This is a genomic window from Niveispirillum sp. CC-CTL257, from assembly GCF_059489915.1.
Genome location: NZ_JCAJXE010000001.1, coordinates 2,427,541 through 2,446,901 on the forward strand (window position 1 = coordinate 2,427,541; position 19,361 = coordinate 2,446,901).

General features: G+C 65.3%; 11 protein-coding genes. 5 read left to right on the forward strand and 6 right to left on the reverse strand.

Translation table 11 applies throughout. The features are described 5' to 3' along the window. Positions 1-99: 99 nt before the first annotated feature. Entirely contained in the window at positions 100-4,986 is a 4,887-nt protein-coding gene (locus ABC729_RS11385) for an alpha-2-macroglobulin family protein (protein WP_495607689.1), read from the reverse strand. Between the two features lie 186 nt (positions 4,987-5,172). On the opposite strand from ABC729_RS11385, the gene ABC729_RS11390 reads away from it, so the two are divergent. After that, positions 5,173-6,576, forward strand: coding sequence for a hypothetical protein (locus tag ABC729_RS11390; protein WP_495607690.1), 1,404 nt, complete (start codon positions 5,173-5,175; stop codon positions 6,574-6,576). Between the two features lie 21 nt (positions 6,577-6,597). Here ABC729_RS11390 and ABC729_RS11395 read toward each other — a convergent pair whose 3' ends face one another. After that, complete coding sequence (locus tag ABC729_RS11395) at positions 6,598-8,991, reverse strand: Calx-beta domain-containing protein (RefSeq protein ID WP_495607691.1); 2,394 nt, start codon at positions 8,989-8,991, stop codon at positions 6,598-6,600. Between the two features lie 187 nt (positions 8,992-9,178). Continuing rightward, positions 9,179-10,111: a peptidylprolyl isomerase gene (locus ABC729_RS11400; RefSeq protein WP_495607692.1), complete on the reverse strand. Its 933-nt coding sequence runs from the start codon at positions 10,109-10,111 to the stop codon at positions 9,179-9,181. Positions 10,112-10,587: 476 nt separating this feature from the next. On the opposite strand from ABC729_RS11400, the gene secA reads away from it, so the two are divergent. The 4 genes from secA to ABC729_RS11420 all read left to right on the forward strand — a co-directional run bounded on the left by secA (position 10,588) and on the right by ABC729_RS11420 (position 15,325). Beyond that, a complete protein-coding gene (gene secA / locus ABC729_RS11405) occupies positions 10,588-13,344 on the forward strand; it encodes a preprotein translocase subunit SecA (protein WP_495607693.1) in 2,757 nt (918 codons plus the stop codon). A gap of 79 nt (positions 13,345-13,423) precedes the next feature. Next, a complete protein-coding gene (locus ABC729_RS11410) occupies positions 13,424-13,738 on the forward strand; it encodes a ferredoxin family 2Fe-2S iron-sulfur cluster binding protein (RefSeq protein ID WP_054169451.1) in 315 nt (104 codons plus the stop codon). Between the two features lie 10 nt (positions 13,739-13,748). Then, positions 13,749-14,456 carry a thiaminase II gene (gene tenA / locus ABC729_RS11415; protein ID WP_495607694.1) on the forward strand — a complete coding sequence of 236 codons (708 nt, stop codon included), beginning with the start codon at positions 13,749-13,751 and terminating at the stop codon, positions 14,454-14,456. After that, a complete protein-coding gene (locus ABC729_RS11420; RefSeq protein WP_495607695.1) occupies positions 14,453-15,325 on the forward strand; it encodes an EamA family transporter in 873 nt (290 codons plus the stop codon). Before tenA ends, ABC729_RS11420 begins: the two co-directional genes overlap by 4 nt. Here ABC729_RS11420 and ABC729_RS11425 read toward each other — a convergent pair. The 3 genes from ABC729_RS11425 to ABC729_RS11435 all read right to left on the reverse strand — a co-directional run bounded on the left by ABC729_RS11425 (position 15,306) and on the right by ABC729_RS11435 (position 19,361). Further along, positions 15,306-16,199: a CPBP family intramembrane glutamic endopeptidase gene (locus ABC729_RS11425; protein ID WP_495607696.1), complete on the reverse strand. Its 894-nt coding sequence runs from the start codon at positions 16,197-16,199 to the stop codon at positions 15,306-15,308. The two genes, ABC729_RS11420 and ABC729_RS11425, sit on opposite strands and share 20 nt — an antisense overlap. Further along, positions 16,196-17,107, reverse strand: a complete 912-nt coding sequence (locus ABC729_RS11430; RefSeq protein WP_495607697.1) for a CPBP family intramembrane glutamic endopeptidase — start codon at positions 17,105-17,107, stop codon at positions 16,196-16,198. Before ABC729_RS11430 ends, ABC729_RS11425 begins: the two co-directional genes overlap by 4 nt. A 70-nt stretch (positions 17,108-17,177) precedes the next feature. Continuing rightward, complete coding sequence (locus tag ABC729_RS11435) at positions 17,178-19,361, reverse strand: xanthine dehydrogenase family protein molybdopterin-binding subunit (RefSeq protein ID WP_495607698.1); 2,184 nt, start codon at positions 19,359-19,361, stop codon at positions 17,178-17,180.

Sequence of the window (19,361 nt, forward strand, 5' to 3'; positions counted from 1 at the left end):
CCCTGTGCATTTCCGCCGCATCTACCAAGGTCGTAGACGCAAGCGCGGGGTGAACGGCGTCAAGCCATGCCCACCCCGCATTGCAACAGAATCAACCCGTCAGGGGGCCGGCGGGACCGCGTCCGGCACAGGGGGCACCGCCGGGGGCACCGCCGGGGCCGGTGGCAGCACCGTCAGCGTGCCGGCGGCGGTCCGGGCATAACGGCTGCCGTCGATCAGATCGTCCAGACGCGCCGATGGCAGAGTGAAATTACCCTGGGTGACGGCGCGCGCCAGATAGACCAGACGGAAAGTGCCGCTGTCGGGCATGCCGTCCAGGGCCGCCACGAAACGATCGTCACGGAATTCCACCAGGGCCGCCTCTGACAAGGTGCCCAGCCAGGACAGGTCGCCCAGCTGCGCGCTGCCGGCCAGACGCACATTTTCCACCACCAGACCGGCGGGCAGCGGGTCGATCAGCAGCAGCGGACCCGTCAGCGGCTGTTCGGCCTTGCCCTCCAGCACCACCACCAGCAGGTCGCCGGCGCGGATGTTCTTCAGGTTGGCGGGCCGCCCCTTGCCATCCTTGAACTGCCGCGTCAGGGTCAGGCCGCCCGCCGCTTCCGCCTTGTCGGGCGTGGACAGAATGCCGGCGATGGTGGTCAGGGTGCGCACCGGCGCATCGCCCCGGTTGGCGACAGACAGCGACGCCCCGTCGGCCAGCGCCCGCAGCAGCGGGCCGTTATTGCCCGCCACGGCCTGTCCATCGACCGCTAGATTGAGCGCCGGGCCGCGTGTGGCCAGCGCCTGTGCCGCCAGCAGCAGCCAGGCGCGTTCCTGCGTGGCGACCAGGGCCGGATCGCGCAGCATGCCGGCCAGGGCGTTTTCTTCGGCCTGGATGCGGCCGGGATCAGCATTAGCGGCGATCAGCAGGGCCAGCGTTGCCGCGCGGTCGCGCAACGGGCTGCCGAAATCTCGCACGCCCGCCACACCCGGCAGCGGATCATCCAGACGCGACAGGATGTCGCCCGCCCGTTGCCCATCGCCCAGAAGGGCGAAGGCAGCGGCGATCTGCGCCCGCGCCAGACGGGTGGGCACGCGGGCCTGGAACGTCTCCTGGAAGAAGCGCAGCGGCGTGGCGTCGATGGCGCGCGCACGGGCCGCCACATAAAGAGCATAGGCACGCGCTGGCAGTTCCCCATCCTCCACCCAGCTGTTGCCGATGGAGCGGACCAGCCAGTCCATGCCGCGGCGATAGCCATCTTCGGGCACGGTAAAGCCGGCCTCCCGCGCGCGGGTCAGCACGTCGAGCGCAAACGCCGTCAGCCAGGGATCGGCCGGGCCTTCATGCGACCAGAGCGAGAAGGCACCGTCGGCCCGCTGCCGCCCGATCAGCCGTTCGACCAGATCGTCGGCCTTGGCCTTCAGCTTCTCATCCGCCGGCAGGCCCAGTGCCTTCTGCCAGTCATTGGCACCGGGCAGGGGCAACAGACGCGATGCGATCTGATCCGCCGAGCCGAAGGGCCGGGCATCGATCAGCAACAGATGGGTCAGCGCGTCCAGCGTGTCATGGCTGCTGGCCATAGCCAGCTTCCAGGAGGCACCGGCAATGGCCCCCTCCGGCTTGGGCACCGACAGGGTGGCCATCTGGCCGGGCGCGATCTGGCCGCGCGCCTGCGTGGCCGCGACGGCATGCGCCGGGCGGATATTGAGGGGGAAGCGGCGGGTCAGGCTGTAGCCCTCGGGACCCGTTACATTGACCACCAGCACGCCATAGCCGGGATCGCCCGCCACCAGCGTCCGGTCGATGGAGAGTTTGCGGCCACGCGCCAGGGCCTGGAAGCTGGTTTCGGCCTTACCGCCTTCCAGCTTCACCGGGCCTTCGGCGGCCAGCGACACCTTATAGGCACCGCGCACGGGGCCGGACACATTCTCCAGGTTCAGGGCAATACGCGCCCTGTCGCCGGGTGCCAGGAAGCCCGGCAGGGTCATGTCGGTGGCGATATCGTCGCGCACATCCAAGGCCCCCTTACCCACGCCGACCTTGGCATCGGACCAGGCGATGGCGGTCAGGGACAGGCGGCCCGCCATGTCGGGCAGGACCAGATTGACCTCCGCCCTGCCATCGGCACCGACCGTCACCACACCGGAATGCAGCGCCGTGACCGGCCCGCTGCGCGGGGCCGTCGTGATGCGGGTACCGCCCTTGTCCTTGTCACCGCCAATGGCGGGGGCGGGGGTGACAGTATTGTCAGGATTGACCAGACGGCCATAAACATCGCGCAGTTCCACGGCCAGCCGGCGCTTGCCCAGGAACCAGCCGACCGGATCGACCGCTTGGGTTTCCGGCAGGCGGGCCACGCTTTCATCCACCGCCGTCACCAGCAGGCGGAGGGTCGATCCCGGTTCAGCCCCCGTCACGGTCACGGGCAGCTTCACGCTGCCGCGCGGATGCACCGCCGGCTGTTCGGCGATGGCGACCGACAGGGAGCGGTCGGCGGGGTCAACGGCAACCCAGCCCATGCCCAGGGCACGGCGCGGCGGCGTGCGGTTGCCGGCATCGGCGGGCGCGAAGGAGGTTGCCAGGACATAGGCACCGGCGGTGATGTCATCGGGCAGCGGCAGTTCGACGAAGGCCCCTTCCGTCCCGATCTCACTGATCAGCGTATGACGGATGGCGCGGTCGGCCAGCGCGATGGCGACCGTCCCGGCATAGGGCGGACGCACGAAGACCCGCACCTTCTGACCCGGCTTGTGCAGCGGTTCCTGCACCTTCACCTCCACCGCGTCCGGCGTGTCGGCCAGCTTGGCCGACACCCACCAGCCGGCGGAGAAACGCAGGGAAGAGGCGATGCCCGTGGCGGGATCGAAGACCTCCAGCCGGTAACGGCCGGCGCGAACCTGTTCCTCAATCGTGGCCGGCTGACCGGCGGCGATATTGATCGACCCGCCCGTCAGGCGGCGGTCCTTCACGATGGTGCGGTATTCCCAGCGGCCATCGGCGGCGTACCATTCGTAATCATATTCTTCTTCGAACAGGTCCCAGGTCAGGCCGTTGCGGGCGAGCTTCTGCCCGTCCGGGGCCACAGCCAGGACATCGACGGCGACCGTCGCCCCCTCGGGCACGGCGTCACCGCTGAAATTCGGTTTCAGGCCCAGGGTGAAGGGCTGAAACTCCACCGGCAGGACCAGTTCCTGATCGACCGAGCGGCCCCCGACATCGTGCAAGGTGGCGCGCAGCACCGCCTCCAGCCGGCGGCTGGTATCCGGCAGCTTGCCCAGGTCGAAGGTCAGCAGCGCCTTGCCATCGGCCCCCGTGGTAAAGCCAGGCAGTGCGCGCTTCTCCGGGGCCAGCGATTGCTGCGCCAGACCGAAACGATAACCGTCCAGGCCAGGGCGCGGCCTGTCCGTGGGACGCAGGGTCAAGGTCATCTCACCGGGCAGCAGGCCAGCAGCCCCGCCATTCACGTAACGGGCATCCACCGTCAGCCCAACCTTGCCATCGGCACCGATGCGGGCGCGGTCGGCGGTCAGGTCAAAGGCGATGCGGGCGGGGGCGACCTCCCCCACATTGAACTTCGCCTGACCCACGGCGGGACCGCCGGGGTCCAGATGCGCCGTGGCCGTCCAGCGACCGGCCGGCGCATTGGCGGGCAGTTCGACGCGCCAGACATGGGCGCCGGCCCCGCCATCATCGACCAGCCGGCGTTCCACCTCCAGCCCGTCCGGGCGCACCAGCTTGAACGTCAGTTTCTGGCCCGACAGCGCCCTGGCATCCGCATCGCGCAGTAGGGCCGTCAGCCAGACCGGGTCACCGGGGCGATAGGCACCGCGTTCGGGGAACAGATAGGCATCGGCATTGCCGGCCAGCAGCCGCCCGCCATCGCCCTTGCCCACCAGTTCCACCGCCGGCGCGCCGAAATCCAACAGCGAGAAGCCGCCATCGGGTGTGGAGGCGAACAGGGCCTGGGGGGCAGCCTCATTGACGCCGCCCACCTGGGCCGCGTCGAATCGGGCCAAGCCATCAGCACCGGTGACGGCGCGTCCCAGTTCCCGCTTGTCGCGCGCCACCAGACGCAGTTCGACGCCGGCCTGCGGCTTGGCCGAAGACAGGCTGCGCGCGAAGACATAAAGGCCGTTGCCGGCCTTGAAGCTGGTCAGGCCCAGGTCGGAGACGACGAACCATTGCGTAGCGCGCTTGTCCCAGGCCTGGAAGGACAGAGCCGCATCCTCCGCCACTGCGACATAGACGCCGGGGGCCAGATCGCCGATCACGGCATCAATAGGAAAGGCGATCTGGGCAGTCTTGTTCCGCTCGCCCCCAATGGCCATTTCGCCGCGCCAGACCTTTTCGCCCTTCTGGTCCAGGACGTCGCCGATCTCAAACTCCGTCATGGTCTGGTTGGATCGGCCGTAATAAAGCTGTTCTACCAGGGCGCGGTCATTCAGGCGCAGCACCGTCAGGCGGGCGCGGTCCACATTCACCCCGCGGAGCGGCAACCCCTCAGCATCCACGCGCGGCAGGATATAGCCCTGGCCCCGGAAGGACAGGCTGGGCTTGCGGTCGGGCACGGCCAGATCGCGGGTGATGGCATCGGCCAGCTTTTCCTTGGCGCCCGCCGCCGGCAGTCCGGCATTGATGGTCACGGCATAGCGCTGACCATGCTTCAGCCCGTCCAGGCACAGACTCTGGTCGCGCACGGCGATGGACACACCCTGCCCCGGCTCCACACTGACGAACCGTGTCAGTTCATTGCTGCGGCCACGCGGGCGCGGCAGGGGGCGGGAAAAGGCGAAACAGGCCTGGGGCTTGTCACGCTCCGCCGCCACCTCCACCCCCGTCAGCTCAAACGGGCGCGTCTCCGGCCCGACCTTTGGCGGGGCGGCAGGTGGCGACGCCCCCTCCTGCGCGGCAAGGGCGGCGGGCGCCAGGAGAAGACCCGTGGCGAACAGCAGTGCGGGAATGCGCGGCATATTGATCGGAATGCGGATGACGGGAGGGAACATGCATAGCATGAAACGCCGGGAATATGGCGTCACAACGGCCAGAGGACGCTGTTTTCAGGCAGTTTGCAACAGGGTCGTTGTCATGGCGCCGTTCCGCTGGCCCGCGATATGGGGTTTGATTGCCTGATCCTCGCCATCATGTTAGCGCCTTGCTGGACAAACCATGTTCCGCGCCCCAGAGGTCCCATGACAGACGCCGATGACAGCCAGACGATACAGCGCCGCATACCGCAGCTGGACTGGCCCCGGCTGATGTTGTGGCTGGGCGGCTTCGCGCTGCTGGGACCCGCTCTCTGGAACGGCTTCCCCATCGTGTTCTTCGACACGGCCGGATACATCAAGCGTGTGCTGGACTGGGACCTGGAGCCGGGCCGGTCCTTCTTCTATGGCCTGTTCCTTTATGTCACGTCCGGCGGCTGGTTCAGCTTCTGGGGGCCGATCCTGATGCAGGCGGGGGCGACCTTGTGGCTGATCCATCTGCTGCTGCGCGCGCATGGAATCGGGTTTCGGGACTGGCCGTCGCGGCAGGTGACGGGGGCGGTCGCCATCGGCCTGTCGGCCCTGACGGGCGTGTCCTGGTATGTGGCGCAGGTGATGCCGGATATCCTGCTGCCGCTGCTGGTCCTGTGTTTCTGGCTGCTATCATTCCGTTTCGATGATCTGGACTGGCGGGAAAGGCTGGGTGTGGCGGTCATCGGGCTACTGGCCCTGATGTCGCACATGTCGTCCATGGCGCTGGCCGGCGGGCTAGTCCTGACCATCGCGGCGGCCAAGGGGTTGGACCGCTGGCGCGGCTGGGGCCTTGCCCCGCGTATCTGGCCGGCGGTGGCCCTGCTGGCCCTGTCGGTTATCGCCATGCCGACCCTGCACATGGCCCTGATCGGCAAGCCGGGTTTTACGCCGGGCGGCCCCGTCTTCATCTTTGGCCGGCTGGTGCAGGATGGGCTGGCGCAACGCTATCTGGCCGACCATTGCCCGGACCCGACCATCAAACTGTGCGCCTATAAGGACAATCTGCCCGCCACGGCGGATGATTTCATCTGGCACAAGGACAGCCCGTTTGTAGCCATCGGCGGCTGGGACAGCGCCACGCCGGAACTGTCGCGGCTGGTGGGGGGCATTGTCGGGGCCTATCCCGGCGCCTTTCTGTCCACCGCCCTGGTCGCCACCAAGGATCAGCTGTTGATGGTTCAGACGGGCGACGGGCTGGATGAATGGCAGGAGGTGACACGCTGGATCTTCCGCGCCTTCATGGCCGATGGCATGCACGAGGCCTTTGCCGGGGCCAAGCAACAGCGGCAGAAAACCACGCAGGAATTGTTCGACGCACTGAACCTTGTGCATGTGCCCGTGGCGCATCTGTCGGGCTTGGGCCTGATCCTTGTCGCCATCTGGGGGTTCCGCACGGGCCGGCGCGATCTGGCGGCGCTGGCCCTGTTCGTCCTGATCGCCCTGATCGGCAATGCCTTCATCAACGGCGCCCTGTCCAACCCGCACGACCGATATCAAAGCCGCATCGTCTGGCTGGCGACACTGGTGGTGGGGCTGGGCGGGTTGGGGCGGTGGGGGCCTCGCCAATCCCGCATCTGACAGGGCCGGAAGCCACCAGCTTCAGCCGACATCCACTAGCCCGACGAGGTCTAGCGTGGACGGGGCGGCCGCGCCGGCATCACCCAGAAACGCGCTACGGCCTTCCGCCCGCCCGTAGCTGACATAGTGGCCGACCAAGGCTGCATGATTGAGGCCGAAAGCCGACATCAAGTCGGAATTCAATGCGGCATAGGTCTCGGCGTCGAACCCCGTGGTAACCCTCCCCTCCACACGACCGTTGCTGATGTAGTGGCTGATCAGGCGACTGGCATCGAGGCCGAAGGCTTTGAAGAGATCGGGATTGAGGGCGGCGTAAGCTTCGGCATCAAATCCGGTGGCCACGCGTCCCTCCGCCCGCCCGAAGGCCACATAATGGTTGATCAGGGCACGGTGATCCGTGCCGAACGCCGCAAACAGGTCGGGATTCAAGGCTGCGTAGGCCTCGGCATCGAATCCATCTGCGCCCCGTCCTTCCGCCCGGCCAAATTTCTGATAGTGGTTTGCCAAATCCAGCGGGTTCAGGCCAAATATGTTCAGCAGGTCAGGGTTAAGGGCAGCGTAAGCTTCGCTGTCATAGCCGGCGCTGGCACGGCCGTCGGCCCGGCCCTTGCTGATATAATGCCGGACATACGCCGCATCATCTGCGCCAAACATCGTCAACAGATCGGGGTTCAGCGCACGATAAGCATCCACAGTGAAGGCGGCTCGGGCGATGTCATCATTCAGAATGGTCCCCGTGGCGCTGCCGCCATTCAGGACGGCGCCGACGACCTGCGACAGGGTCAAGATGACGCTTTCATCCTTCTCCAGCCTGTCGTCGTCTTTCACGCTCACCTCAATACTGGTGCTGGTGGCACCAGCAGCAATGGTGACCGTCTGATTGACCGCGACATAATCACCGCCCGCGGTCGCTGTGCCGCCGCTGGTCTTGACCACGAAAGTCACGGGTGTCGGTGCGGCATCTGACAGGGTGGCAACGTAAATCAGGGGACCCTTCGCCTCCTTTACCGTTGGGTTGCTGACGGTAAGTGTGGGAAGTTTGTAAGCGGATGCGCTCAGGGTGTAGGTGCCTGTGTCGGACCGCACACCGCTGGCAGCCAAGAAAAAGCGACCGCCAGCTGTCGCCGTATAGCCGGGGCCGCCCGTGAAATTCACGCCCGCAACATCCGTCCCTGACGGGTCTTTCAGTGCAAGAACAACGTCGAGCAGCGTCCCCCCACCATCGCTTGAACCAAGCCCGGTGAAGCGATAGGTCATGCCCGCGACCAGATCGACCGCAAACCAATCTACATCACCCGCGACGCCGATGACGCCTGTCGTCTGACCGCCGATGGGCAAGGCACCCGTCGTCTGCGTCCCCGCAGCATGCGCGTCCGGCCCGATCTCCGTCGCTGTCACGCTGTAACTGCCCCGGTCGTTCAACGTGGCGCTTTCTGCCGCCACATAGAAACGCCCCGACGTCGCGGGCGTAACGTTCAGCTTCCCACCGCCGGCCGCCATCAGGGACCCTGTGTCAGAATGGAGCCGGAACCCGACATCTGGCAGAGTGCCACCACCTGTGCGCAGATCGAAACCATCGAACTGGTATGTCTTGCCCGCCTCCAGTTCGACGGCGAACCAGTCCCTGTCGTCGGGCGTGCCAATCACACCTTGTACCCGACCGCCGATCGCCAGCACCCCAGTTGTTCGCACACTGCCAGCATAATCGTCCCCCACTTCCTCAAATGCTTGAAGCAAATAGGTGCCGGTGCGATCCGGATAGCCGACGACATCCAGGAAGTATCGCCCGGAAGAGGTCGGCGTATAATTGATGATATCACTGATGGAACTGGTTGAAATCGATGTCCCGGCGGGCGACCGAAGCGTCAAGGACAGACCCGAGAGCGAGCCGCCAAAGCTGCCAGAATCGTAGCCGGCGAAGCGATAGTTCTTGCCCGCCACCAGATCCATGGCGAACCAGTCCCTGTCGCCTGTACTCTCGATGACGCCTCTGACCTCGCCACCGACCGGCAGCACACCTGCGGTCTGCGTGGTGGAGCCGTAATCGTCGCTCGAAGCAACCACAGCCCGCAACTTGTAGGAGCCCATGCCATTGCTGCTGTAGGTACCGACAGCATAAAGGCTTTTCGCGGAAAGAAAATAAGCCCCCGACACAGACGGCGTATAGCCAATCGTGTCGTTCTCACCGGCGCTGGTCAGCAGGGAGCCCGAGGGGCTATACAGCGAAATGCCGACCCCCATAAGCGTGCCGCCACGGCTGAGCAAGTCATAACCGTAGAATCTGTAGGACGTGCCTGCCATCAGGTTTACGGCGAACCAGTCCTCGTCGCCCACACGCTCAATCACACCGGAGGTTTCACCGCCAACAGGCAACCGACCGGTGGTCAGTGTCGTTCCCAGATAATCATCCGCCATGATCAACCCATGCGAAATAATTCTAAGTTATCTACAACCCAATAACGCAGTTTCATCGCTTGTAAAACTGCAAAGTAGGATCGCATGCAGTGAGGTATGAGCCTCCATCCGGCTACCACCGCGAAAGCGCAAACACAAAGGGCCGCCGGGTTGCCCCGGCGGCCCTTTCAGGCGGAATGACCCAGCCTTACTTCTTCTGCGGTGCCGGGGTAGCCGGCGCGGCAGCCATCGGCGAGCCGTCGATGTTGAACTTTTCGACCTTGGCGGTCTTTTCCAGGCCCTTCACCACTTCCTCGGCGATTTCCTGGGCCACCATCTGACGCAGCTGCGGTGTCGCATCCTGCAAGGTCGGGACAATCTGCTTGCGCTTGTCGGCCAGCTTGATGACGTGGAAGCCGAATTCGCTCTGCACCGGGGCGGCGCTGACATCACCGACCTTCATGGCGAAGGCGGCGTTGGCGAATTCCGGCACCATGCGGTCCTTGGTGAAATAACCCAGATCGCCACCATTTTCCTTGGTGCCGTCGGTGCCCTTCTCGGCCGCCAGCTTGGCGAAATCGGCGCCACCCTTCAGCTGCTTGATGATGGCGTCGGCTTCTTCCTTGGTCTTGACCAGGATATGGCTGGCGCGCACTTCGTCCTGCGGCGGGTTTTCCTTGACCCACTTGTCATAGGCGGCCTTGATCTTCTCCGGGCTCATCTTCTTGTCGATCTCGGCCTTCAGCCAGGCCTGCTGAACGAACTGTTCCTCGGCCTGCTTCAGGCGCTTCTTGACCTCGGCGCTGTCCTGGAGCTTGGCCTTGTAACCGGCCTCGGTCACCAGCTGCGCCTGGATCAGCTGATCGACCAGCTGCGGATAGATCATCTGCAAGGGCATCTGCTGCACCTGCGGGTCCAGCTGCTGCAACAGGGCGATCACGTCGGAGCGCTTGAATTCCTTGCCATTGGCGCGGGCGACGACCGGGTCGTCGGCCAGGGCCGAACCGCCGGCGGCGGGCTTCGCAGCCGGTGCCGCCGCAGGCTTGGCCGCGTCCTGCGCCATGGCCGGGGAAAGAGCAACGGCCGCGACCGACCCGAGGGCGGCGACAACCAGGGCGGCACGCATGGTCTTGAACGACATCTGTGGGGGTTCCCTGCAAACAATCCGGTCGGTCGGCGGGAATATCCCCAGCAGACCGCACCGGCATAAAGCATGACAGGCCATGGGCAGGCAAGGGGCCACGCACATGCCCTAAAGACCAATTCCCGGCAAGCCGGGCGTGCCGGGAATTGGTCCGGCGGCGACCGCCGACGCGCCGCCCATGCGGCGTAGCCAAGCCGCCGGATGCCGGTGCCAGCGATTGAGGCCCGATGATCGGTACCGATCATCGAGAACGCTGAAAGCATCCATTTCATGGCTGCAACGCCCAGGAAAGGCGCTTTGATGTGGCAATGCCGCATTGACCGATGCGATGCGCGGTCTTATCTGTGACGGGCGCTGAAATGGGCAAGGCCTGTTCCGGCGCAAACAGCCTTCCCGGCGGCCTGTCCGGCCCGTGACCGGGATATCGTCATTTCCGGTGTCCTTCGCGCCTGTTCCTTTTCTGGAGTGCGTCTATGTTCGGTTCCATCGCCCGCAAGCTGTTCGGCAGCGCCAATGAGCGGGTGGTCAAGGGTCTGCGCAAGCGGGTGGAAGCCATCAACGCGTTGGAGCCGAAGCTGTCCGGCCTGTCCGACGCCGAATTGCAGATGCGCACCGACTGGCTTCGCGACCGGCTGGAAAAGGGCGAGACGCTGGACGCCATCCTGCCCGACGCCTTTGCGACGGTACGTGAGGCGTCCAAGCGCGTCATGGGCATGCGGCATTTCGACGTACAGATGATCGGCGGCATGGTGCTGCATTCCGGCAAGATCGCCGAAATGCGCACCGGCGAAGGCAAGACCCTGGTCGGCACCCTGGCCGTCTATCTGAACGCACTACAGGGCAAGGGCGTGCATGTCGTCACCGTGAATGATTATCTGGCCCGCCGCGACGCCACGCATATGGGCCGGCTGTACAGCTTCCTGGGCCTGACGACGGGCGTCATCGTGCACGGGCTGGATGATGAGGAACGGCGCGCCGCCTATGCCTGCGACATCACCTATGGCACCAACAACGAATTCGGCTTCGATTATCTGCGCGACAATATGAAGTACCGCCTGTCCGACATGGTGCAGCGGCCCTTCAATTACGCCATCGTCGACGAGGTGGACAGCATCCTGGTCGATGAGGCGCGCACACCCCTCATCATCTCTGGCCCGTCCACCGACGGCTCTGAACTGTACATCGCCATCAACAAGGTGATGGAACATATCGGCGAGGGCGATTTCGAGAAGGATGAGAAGGCCAAGGCCGTCTCCATGACCGAGTCGGGCACCGAGAAGGTGGCGCAGATCCTGAAGCAGATGGACCTGCTGAAGACCGGCGACCTGTACGACATCCACAATATCTCCCTGGTCCATCACATGAACCAGGCGCTGAAGGCCCATCAGCTTTTCACACGCGACGTGGATTACATCGTCAAGGATGACAAGGTCGTCATCATCGACGAGTTCACGGGCCGCATGATGGAAGGCCGCCGCTATTCCGAAGGCCTGCATCAGGCGCTGGAGGCCAAGGAAGGTGTCTCAATCCAGCGCGAAAACCAGACGCTGGCCAGCATCACCTTCCAGAATTATTTCCGGCTCTATCCCAAGCTGGCCGGCATGACCGGTACGGCCATGACCGAGGCCGCCGAATTCGCGGAGATTTATGGCCTGGACGTGGTGGACATCCCCACCAACCTGCCGGTGGCCCGCAAGGACCAGGATGACGAGGTCTATCGGACAGCTGCCGAGAAATATGAAGCCATCGTCAAGCTGGTCGAGGAATGCCGCGCCCGACAGCAGCCGATGCTGGTCGGCACCGTTTCGATTGAGAAATCAGAGACGCTGGCAGCCCTGCTGAAGAAGAAGGGCATCCCGCATAACGTGCTGAACGCGCGCTATCATGAGCAGGAAGCCTATATTGTTTCGCAGGCGGGTCGTCCCGGTGCCGTAACGATTGCCACCAACATGGCCGGTCGCGGCACCGACATCCAGTTGGGTGGCAATTTCGAAATGCGGGTGGAGTTCGAGCTGGCTGACGTGCCGGAAGGCGAGGAGCGCCAGCGCCGCATCCAGACCATCCGCGACGAGATCGCGGCGGCCAAGGATATCGTGTTGAAGGCCGGCGGCCTGTATGTGGTCGGTACTGAGCGCCATGAGAGCCGCCGTATCGACAATCAGCTGCGCGGCCGTTCGGGCCGCCAGGGCGATCCGGGTGCGTCGAAATTCTTCCTGTCGCTGGATGATGACCTGATGCGCATCTTCGGCAGCCAGCGCCTGGACGGCATGCTCCAGAAGCTGGGCCTGCAGGAGGGTGAGGCGATCATCCATCCCTGGATCAACAAGGCCCTGGAAAAGGCGCAGCAGCGCGTCGAAGCCCATAACTTCGAGATCCGCAAGAACCTGCTGAAATACGACAATGTCATGAATGACCAGCGCAAGGTCATTTATGAACAGCGCAAGGAGATCATGGAGGCCGAGGACGTCCAGGAAATGGTCACGTCCATGCGCCATGAAGTGATCACCGACATGGTGCGCCGCGCCATCCCGGAAAACGCCTATGCCGAGCAGTGGGACGTAAACCTGCTGCACGAGGAATGCCTGCGCCTGCTGGGTGCCGACCTGCCGGTTCGGGAATGGGCCAAAGAGGAGGGCATCGCGGATGAGGAGATCAGCGAGCGTCTGCTGAAATTCGCCGATGACAAGATGGCGGAGAAGGAAGCCGCCTATGGCGCAGGCCTGCTGCGCAATATCGAGAAGAGCCTGCTGCTCCAGATTCTGGATCAGGTCTGGAAGGACCATCTGCTCTCGCTCGACCATCTGCGGCAGGGCATCAATCTGCGCGCCTATGCGCAGCGCGATCCGCTGAACGAATATAAGAAGGAAGCGTTCGAGCTGTTCTCGGGCCTGCTGGATAATCTGCGTGAGCAGGTGACCCAGATGCTGATGCTGATCCAGGTCCGCGTCAGCGAGCCGGAACCGATGCCCATGCCGATGCCGGAATTTGGCCAGGAAACCCGCCTGGACCCGGCCTTTGCCGGGGGCCTGCCGCCCGCCGACGCGCCGCTGCCCGAGGGCATGGTGCGCCGTGCGTCCGTGCCGAATTTCGGCATGGGGGCCGCCGCCCTGCCGGTGGCACAGGAAACCGACCTGACCGATGGCGACGCCTGGGTGAACACCCCGCGCAACGCCCCCTGCCCCTGCGGCAGCGGCAAGAAGTTCAAGCATTGCCATGGTGCCGCCGGCTGACGACGGCACCCGCAAATCCATCCTAACAGCGCCGCCCCATCACCAGGGCGGTTCATTCAGTATCGGGAGTTGAGGCGTCATGCCGAAGATGGTGTTCATTGAAACCGACGGCACCCGCCGCGAGGTGGATGCCCCCCTGGGCCTGTCGATCCTGGAAGTGGCCCGCCGCCACGATATCGACCTGGAAGGTGCTTGCGAAGGCTCGCTGGCCTGTTCCACCTGCCATGTCGTGGTCGCCCCGGAATGGTACGACCTGCTGCCCGACGCGCAGGAAGATGAAGAGGATATGCTGGATCTGGCCTTCGGCCTGACCAAGACCTCTCGCCTGGGTTGCCAGATCCGCATCACCCCGGAACTGGACGGGCTGACCGTCAAGCTGCCGGGCGCGAAGTAAAGCGCTCACCATGGCGCTGATCCGTCAGACCCTGCCAGACATTGCCACGCCGGGCGGCCTGTTCGACCGGCTGCGCGGGGCCACGCGCCCATCCTGGGACCGCTATGTCCGCCACCCTTTCGTGGCGGGCATGGGCGACGGCAGCCTGCCGGAGGCCTGCTTCCGGCATTACCTGATCCAGGATTACCTATTCCTGATCCATTTTGCCCGCGCCTATGCGCTGGCCGCCTTCAAGGCCGACAATCTGGCCGATATGCGGGCGGCGGCGCGGTCCATGGCGGCGATCCTGGATCTGGAAATGGGCCTGCATGCGAAATATTGCGCGGGCTGGGGCCTGGACGAGGCGGCGATGCAGGCCGCACCCGAGGCGCAGGGCACGCTCGCCTATACGCGGTTCGTGCTGGAACGCGGGCTGGCCGGTGATCTGCTGGACCTGCATGTGGCGCTGGCCCCCTGCATCATCGGCTATGCCGAGATCGCGGCAAACCTGCTGTCCGATCCGGCGACCAAGCTGGACCGCAACCCCTATGGCGACTGGATCGCCATGTATGCCGACCCCGAATATCGCGCCGTGGCGGCGGCACAGGTGGCACTCCTGGACCGGCTGTCGGCCACGCGCGGGGGTAAGGCGCGGTTCAACGACCTGACCCGCTGCTTTGATGCCGCCAGCCGGCTGGAAGCCGGGTTCTGGGATATGGGCCTGGGGCTGCTGCCATGAAGGAGGCGGCGCATCCCGCTCGCGCCGACCGCCTGACCCTACTGGCACCGTTTCTGCTGGTCCTGTCGGTCTCCATGCCACCGCTGGGCGGTGGGCTGGCCAAGGATGTGTCGCAGGGGCACGACATTCTGGCGCTGGCCTTCCTGCGCAATGCCATTTCCGCCGCCATCATGCTGGCTATCGTCCGGCCTTCCTTCCGCAATCTGACGGGCGCGCAATGGCGGGCGGCGGCGGCACTGGGCGCGTCACTGGCCGCCATGAATGCCTGCTTCTACCTGGCGCTGGCCCGGCTCCCCCTGGGTGTGGCGGTGGCGATAGAATTTCTGGGGCCGCTGGCGGTTGCCATGGTGGGCGCGCGGCGGGTCGTGGATTATCTCTGGCCGCTGCTGGCGCTGGCGGGTGTGCTGCTGCTGACGCCGTTGGCAGGGGCGGACCGGCTGGACCCGCTGGGTCTGTTCTTCGCTATCGTCACGGCCGTGGGCTGGGCCGCCTATATCCTGATGTCGCGGCATGCGGGGCGGCAGATACCGGGCATGACGGGGCTGGCCCTGGCGCTTTTGTTCGCGACCCTGTTCACCGCCCCGGTCGGCCTGCCCGTGTCCGGCCCCTATCTGACCAGCCCGGAAATGATGGCCAAGGTGGCGGCGGTGTCGATGCTGTCCACCCTGCTGCCCTATGCCTTGGAATTCGTTGCGCTGCGGCGGGTTTCCACGGCCCTGTTCGGCATCATGATGGCGATGGAACCGGCCCTTTCCGCCGTGGTCGGCCTGTTCTTGCTGAACGAGGTGCTGTCGCTGTCGGCGGTGGCGGCCATCGTGCTGATCTGTCTGGCGGCGGTGGGGTCTAACCTCACGCGGCGCGACGCCTGAGCCAGCCCTTCTCGATAAAGCCGGTCCTGATCCCGGCCAGCCAGAAGAACCCGATATGTATCGCCTGATAAAGGGCGAATTCACCCCAGTCGATCCAGCCCGACAGGTCGGGCGGGTCCAGGTCCACACGCGTGGTCAGGTCCGGGAAGGACAGGTCAGCACTGCCCACAAAGAATGAGAACAGCACATTATTGATGATGTGCACGCCCATCGCCGCCTCCAGCCGACCGAAGCGGGTGGTGATCCAGGACAGGAACAAGGCCATGCAGAAAATCTCCGCCCGCATGGCCCAGACCGCCTGCGCGCCCGCCCCTTCATGCACCAGCGTGAACAGCAAAGCTGTCAACAGCGATGCTGGCAAGACGTGGCGGAACAGCAGCTGCGCGCCCTGGGCCAGATAGCCCCGGAACAGCAGTTCCTCTGCCGACGCCTGCAGGCCAAACAGCAGCACCGACAGAGGGGCCAGCATCAGGAAGGTCGTCAGGCTGGTCTGCGACAGGCGCAGTTCCCCGGTCCACAGCCCGCCCGCCACCTGCGCCAGCATGGGCAGCGCGAAGATCAGGGCCGCCCGCGCCATCATCCCCCAATCAAGTGGACGGCCCGGCGCGATCAGGTCCGACAAGCGCAGCCGATGCAGCCAATGCAGCACCAGGGCCAGGACGGGGATGGCGGTTGAGTTGATGGTCAGCAGGCCATAGGTCCGCAGATACAGATTGTCCGGCAGCCTCTGCCCCAGCCCGGCCACCACCATGTAGATGGCGATGCCGGCCAGCAGCATCAGCAGGAAGATCATGACGGTGCCGAACAGATACGCTCCGCGCGATTGCCCCGTCGCCACACCGGCCAAGTGGACGGGAACTACCTCCTCTGTCATTCCGCGTGTCCCTGTGATTGGCCCGCCACGAAGCCGGTACGCAGGCCGATGAACCAGTAATTGGCGCAGACCGCGCCATAGACCAGGGTCTGGGCCAGCACGGCATTCAGTTCAAAATCGCGATCCGGCACATCTTCCTGAAAGCCGCTCACCGACGGCAGGCCATGGTCTGGGCGGGCGGCCAGGGTGAAGACGATGATATTGTGGGCGAAATGCACGCCCATGGCGGGTTCCAGCCGCCCAGCGCGGGTGGTCAGCCAGGAGAGCGCCAGACTGATCACCAGGATATGCAGCTTGCGGTCCCAGCCGGTATCCCAGCCGCCCGTATCATGCAGCGCCAGAAAAATCACGGCCACGGGCAATGCCGCCAGCATTGCATGGCCGAACAGCACCTGAAACCCCTGCGCCAGATAGCCCCGGCAGACCATTTCCTCCGCCGTGGCCTGCAACGCCACCAGCACCAGCATCATGGGCAGCAACGCCAGGGCCGCATGCCAATCGCCAAGGCTCAACTGTCCGCTCATCACCGCCATGATGATGACGGGGGTAAAGGCCAGGGCATAGGTGGCGGCCGACCGGGCCATCATGCCCAGGTCCAGGTGCTGTTCCGGTGCCACCACGCTCATCAGCGAACGGCCCTGCATGTTCAGCACGGCGGTCAGCAGCAGGATGATGGCGGCCAGGGCCAGCAGATTGGTGATGCGGCGGATGGCGGGGTCGCCCTCCGCCCAGCCCAGCGACAGGCTGACCGTTTCCGACACGCCGCCAGCAGCCCAAGCCACCGGAAAGACCAGCAGGCCCAGCGCCATCATGCCGACGGCGTAATGCCAGAAGGACAGACCCAGATGCACGCCGACCAGATGGACCGGCACAGGCATCCAGCCCCGACCTTCGCCCCCCTGCCGCATGGTGTCATCCGTCGCTGTTGCAACAGCCGGTGTAACCCCTGTCGGCAGGGGCGCGCAAGGCCGCCCAAACTCAACTCACCGTGAAGCCGTGGTCGGTGAGGGGCAGTGACCGCACCCGCTTGCCCGTCGCCGCGAACAGGGCGTTGACCAGGGCGGGTGGCAGGGGCGGGGTCATCGGCTCCCCCGCCCCGCCCACGGGTGCGTCGGGGCTGTCAATCAGGATCATCTCCATCTCCGGGATGCGATCCATCTGAATCAGGCTGTACTCATCGAAATTGCGGCTGCTGACAGCCCCTTTCTCCAAGGTCACCTTCTCCGCCAGACTGGCCGACAGGGCCATCAGGATGGAGCCCTCGCCCTGGGCCCGCACGCTGTCGGGATTGACGATGGTGCCGCAATCAAAGGCGCACCAGACCTTGTCCACCCGCACGCGGGTGCCGGTGACCGATACCTGCACCACCTGTGCAGCGATGGACTGAAAGCTGTTCCAGATAGCGATGCCTAGGCCCGTTCCCGCCGGCAGGGACCGGCCCCAGCCGGCAGCGTTGGCGGCGGCGTCCAGCACGCGGAGCGCACGCGGATTGCTGGCCAGCAGCCGGCGGCGATAGGCCAGCGGGTCCTGCCTCGCCGCCTGTGCCAGATCATCCACGAAACATTCGAAGAAGAAGGCACCCTGCGTGCTGCCCGGTGCGCGCCAGGGGCCGTTGGGCACGGGCAGGCCGCCTTCCACCATACTGGTCAGGGGGGCGGGCAGGTAATAGCTGGGCTGATGGTCGGGCTGTGCCGGCCCGCCCGTTGCCATGGAAACCCAGACATTACCTGACGCCGGGACCGTATGGGTATGGACGGCGACCGGCATGCCATCGGCCCCCACACCGGCAGTGATACGGCAGGCGGTGGCGGGGCGGTAGCGGCCCTGGGACAGATCCTCCTCCCGCGAATAAATCAGCTTCACCGGGGCGGCCACCCGTTTCGACAGGAAGGCGGCGTAGCCGACATAATCATTCAGGTATCGGCGGCCAAAGCCGCCGCCGGACAGCAGCGTCTCCACCTCCACCTTGTCCTCTGCCATACCGGACAGGCCCGCCAGGATGCGGCGGACGGAGGTGGGGAACTGGCTGCCCGTCCAGGCCCGCGCCTTGCCGGGGCTAAGGTCGATGGTGGCCGACATCGGCTCCATCTGGGCATGGGCCAGAGCAGGCACGACATAATCCCAGGAAAGAACCCTGGTCGCCCCCGCCATCGCGGCACTGTGGGCGGTGCGGATCGCGGCCTCATCCTCCTTCGCCCCCTTGCGGATGGAGCCGGGGTCGGCCAACTTGCCCGTGATCGTGTCGATCATGCCCTTGGTGTCGAGATTATCCTTCCCCTGCGCGTCCCAAACGGGCGACAGGGCCAGCAGGCCCTGTCGGGCCGCCCACCAATGGTCGGCCACCACCGCCACTGCATCGACCAGGGTCATGGGCCGGTCGGAGCCGGGGATGGGGATGGACGCATCCTTCACCACCACCACATGCCGCACGCCGGGAATGGCCAGCGCCGGGGCCGGATCGACGCTGGTCAACTTGCCCCCGAACACCGGACATTGCATCAAGGTGGCGGAGAGCAGGCCCGGCAGCTTCACATCGGTGGCATAGATCGCACTGCCATCCACCTTGGCCGCGATATCCTTGCGCATCACCCCCTGGCCCACCAGGGTCCAGTCGGCGCGCGACAGGGGTACGGGATCGGCCGGCACGGGCAGGCGGGCGGCCATATCGGCCACGGCACCATAGGCGACGCGACGCCCGCTGGGCCGATGTTCGACATGGCCGGCAACAGCCCGGCACTCGACCGCCGGCACGCCCAGCATGCGGGCACCAGCCGTCACCAGCATCTGCCGTGCGGCGGCACCGGCGCGACGCAGCTTGTCCCATTGGCTGCGGATCGACGAACTGCCGCCCGTCCAGTGGCTTTTGCCATCGGCCATGCCCATGGCATCGACCAGAGGTGCCGTCTTTACCGTCACCCGGCCCCATTCCACGCACAGCTCATTGGCCAGCAGCTGCGCCACGCCGCTGAACCCGCCCTGGCCCATTTCCTGGGCGTTGGAATAAAGCGTGACGGCACCGTCCGTACCGACATGCAGCCAGTTATTGATGGTCGCACCCTGTCCGGGAGCGGCGACGGCCACGATGCTGAGTGGCATCAGCCCCAGGGTCAGACCGGCCCCGGCGGCGGAAAACAGCGCGCGGCGCGAAAGCGAAACAGCCAT

Bases quoted from the DNA above. Each gene is read 5' to 3' on its own strand.
- tenA (WP_495607694.1), top strand. From the start codon at position 13,749: ATGGCGCTGATCCGTCAGACCCTGCCAGACATTGCCACGCCGGGCGGC.
- ABC729_RS11430 (WP_495607697.1), bottom strand. From the start codon at position 17,107: ATGCGGCAGGGGGGCGAAGGTCGGGGCTGGATGCCTGTGCCGGTCCAT.
- ABC729_RS11435 (WP_495607698.1), bottom strand. From the start codon at position 19,361: ATGGCTGTTTCGCTTTCGCGCCGCGCGCTGTTTTCCGCCGCCGGGGCC.
- ABC729_RS11385 (WP_495607689.1), bottom strand. From the start codon at position 4,986: ATGTTCCCTCCCGTCATCCGCATTCCGATCAATATGCCGCGCATTCCC.
- secA (WP_495607693.1), top strand. From the start codon at position 10,588: ATGTTCGGTTCCATCGCCCGCAAGCTGTTCGGCAGCGCCAATGAGCGG.
- ABC729_RS11410 (WP_054169451.1), top strand. From the start codon at position 13,424: ATGCCGAAGATGGTGTTCATTGAAACCGACGGCACCCGCCGCGAGGTG.
- ABC729_RS11420 (WP_495607695.1), top strand. From the start codon at position 14,453: ATGAAGGAGGCGGCGCATCCCGCTCGCGCCGACCGCCTGACCCTACTG.
- ABC729_RS11395 (WP_495607691.1), bottom strand. From the start codon at position 8,991: ATGGCGGATGATTATCTGGGAACGACACTGACCACCGGTCGGTTGCCT.
- ABC729_RS11390 (WP_495607690.1), top strand. From the start codon at position 5,173: ATGACAGACGCCGATGACAGCCAGACGATACAGCGCCGCATACCGCAG.
- ABC729_RS11425 (WP_495607696.1), bottom strand. From the start codon at position 16,199: ATGACAGAGGAGGTAGTTCCCGTCCACTTGGCCGGTGTGGCGACGGGG.
- ABC729_RS11400 (WP_495607692.1), bottom strand. From the start codon at position 10,111: ATGTCGTTCAAGACCATGCGTGCCGCCCTGGTTGTCGCCGCCCTCGGG.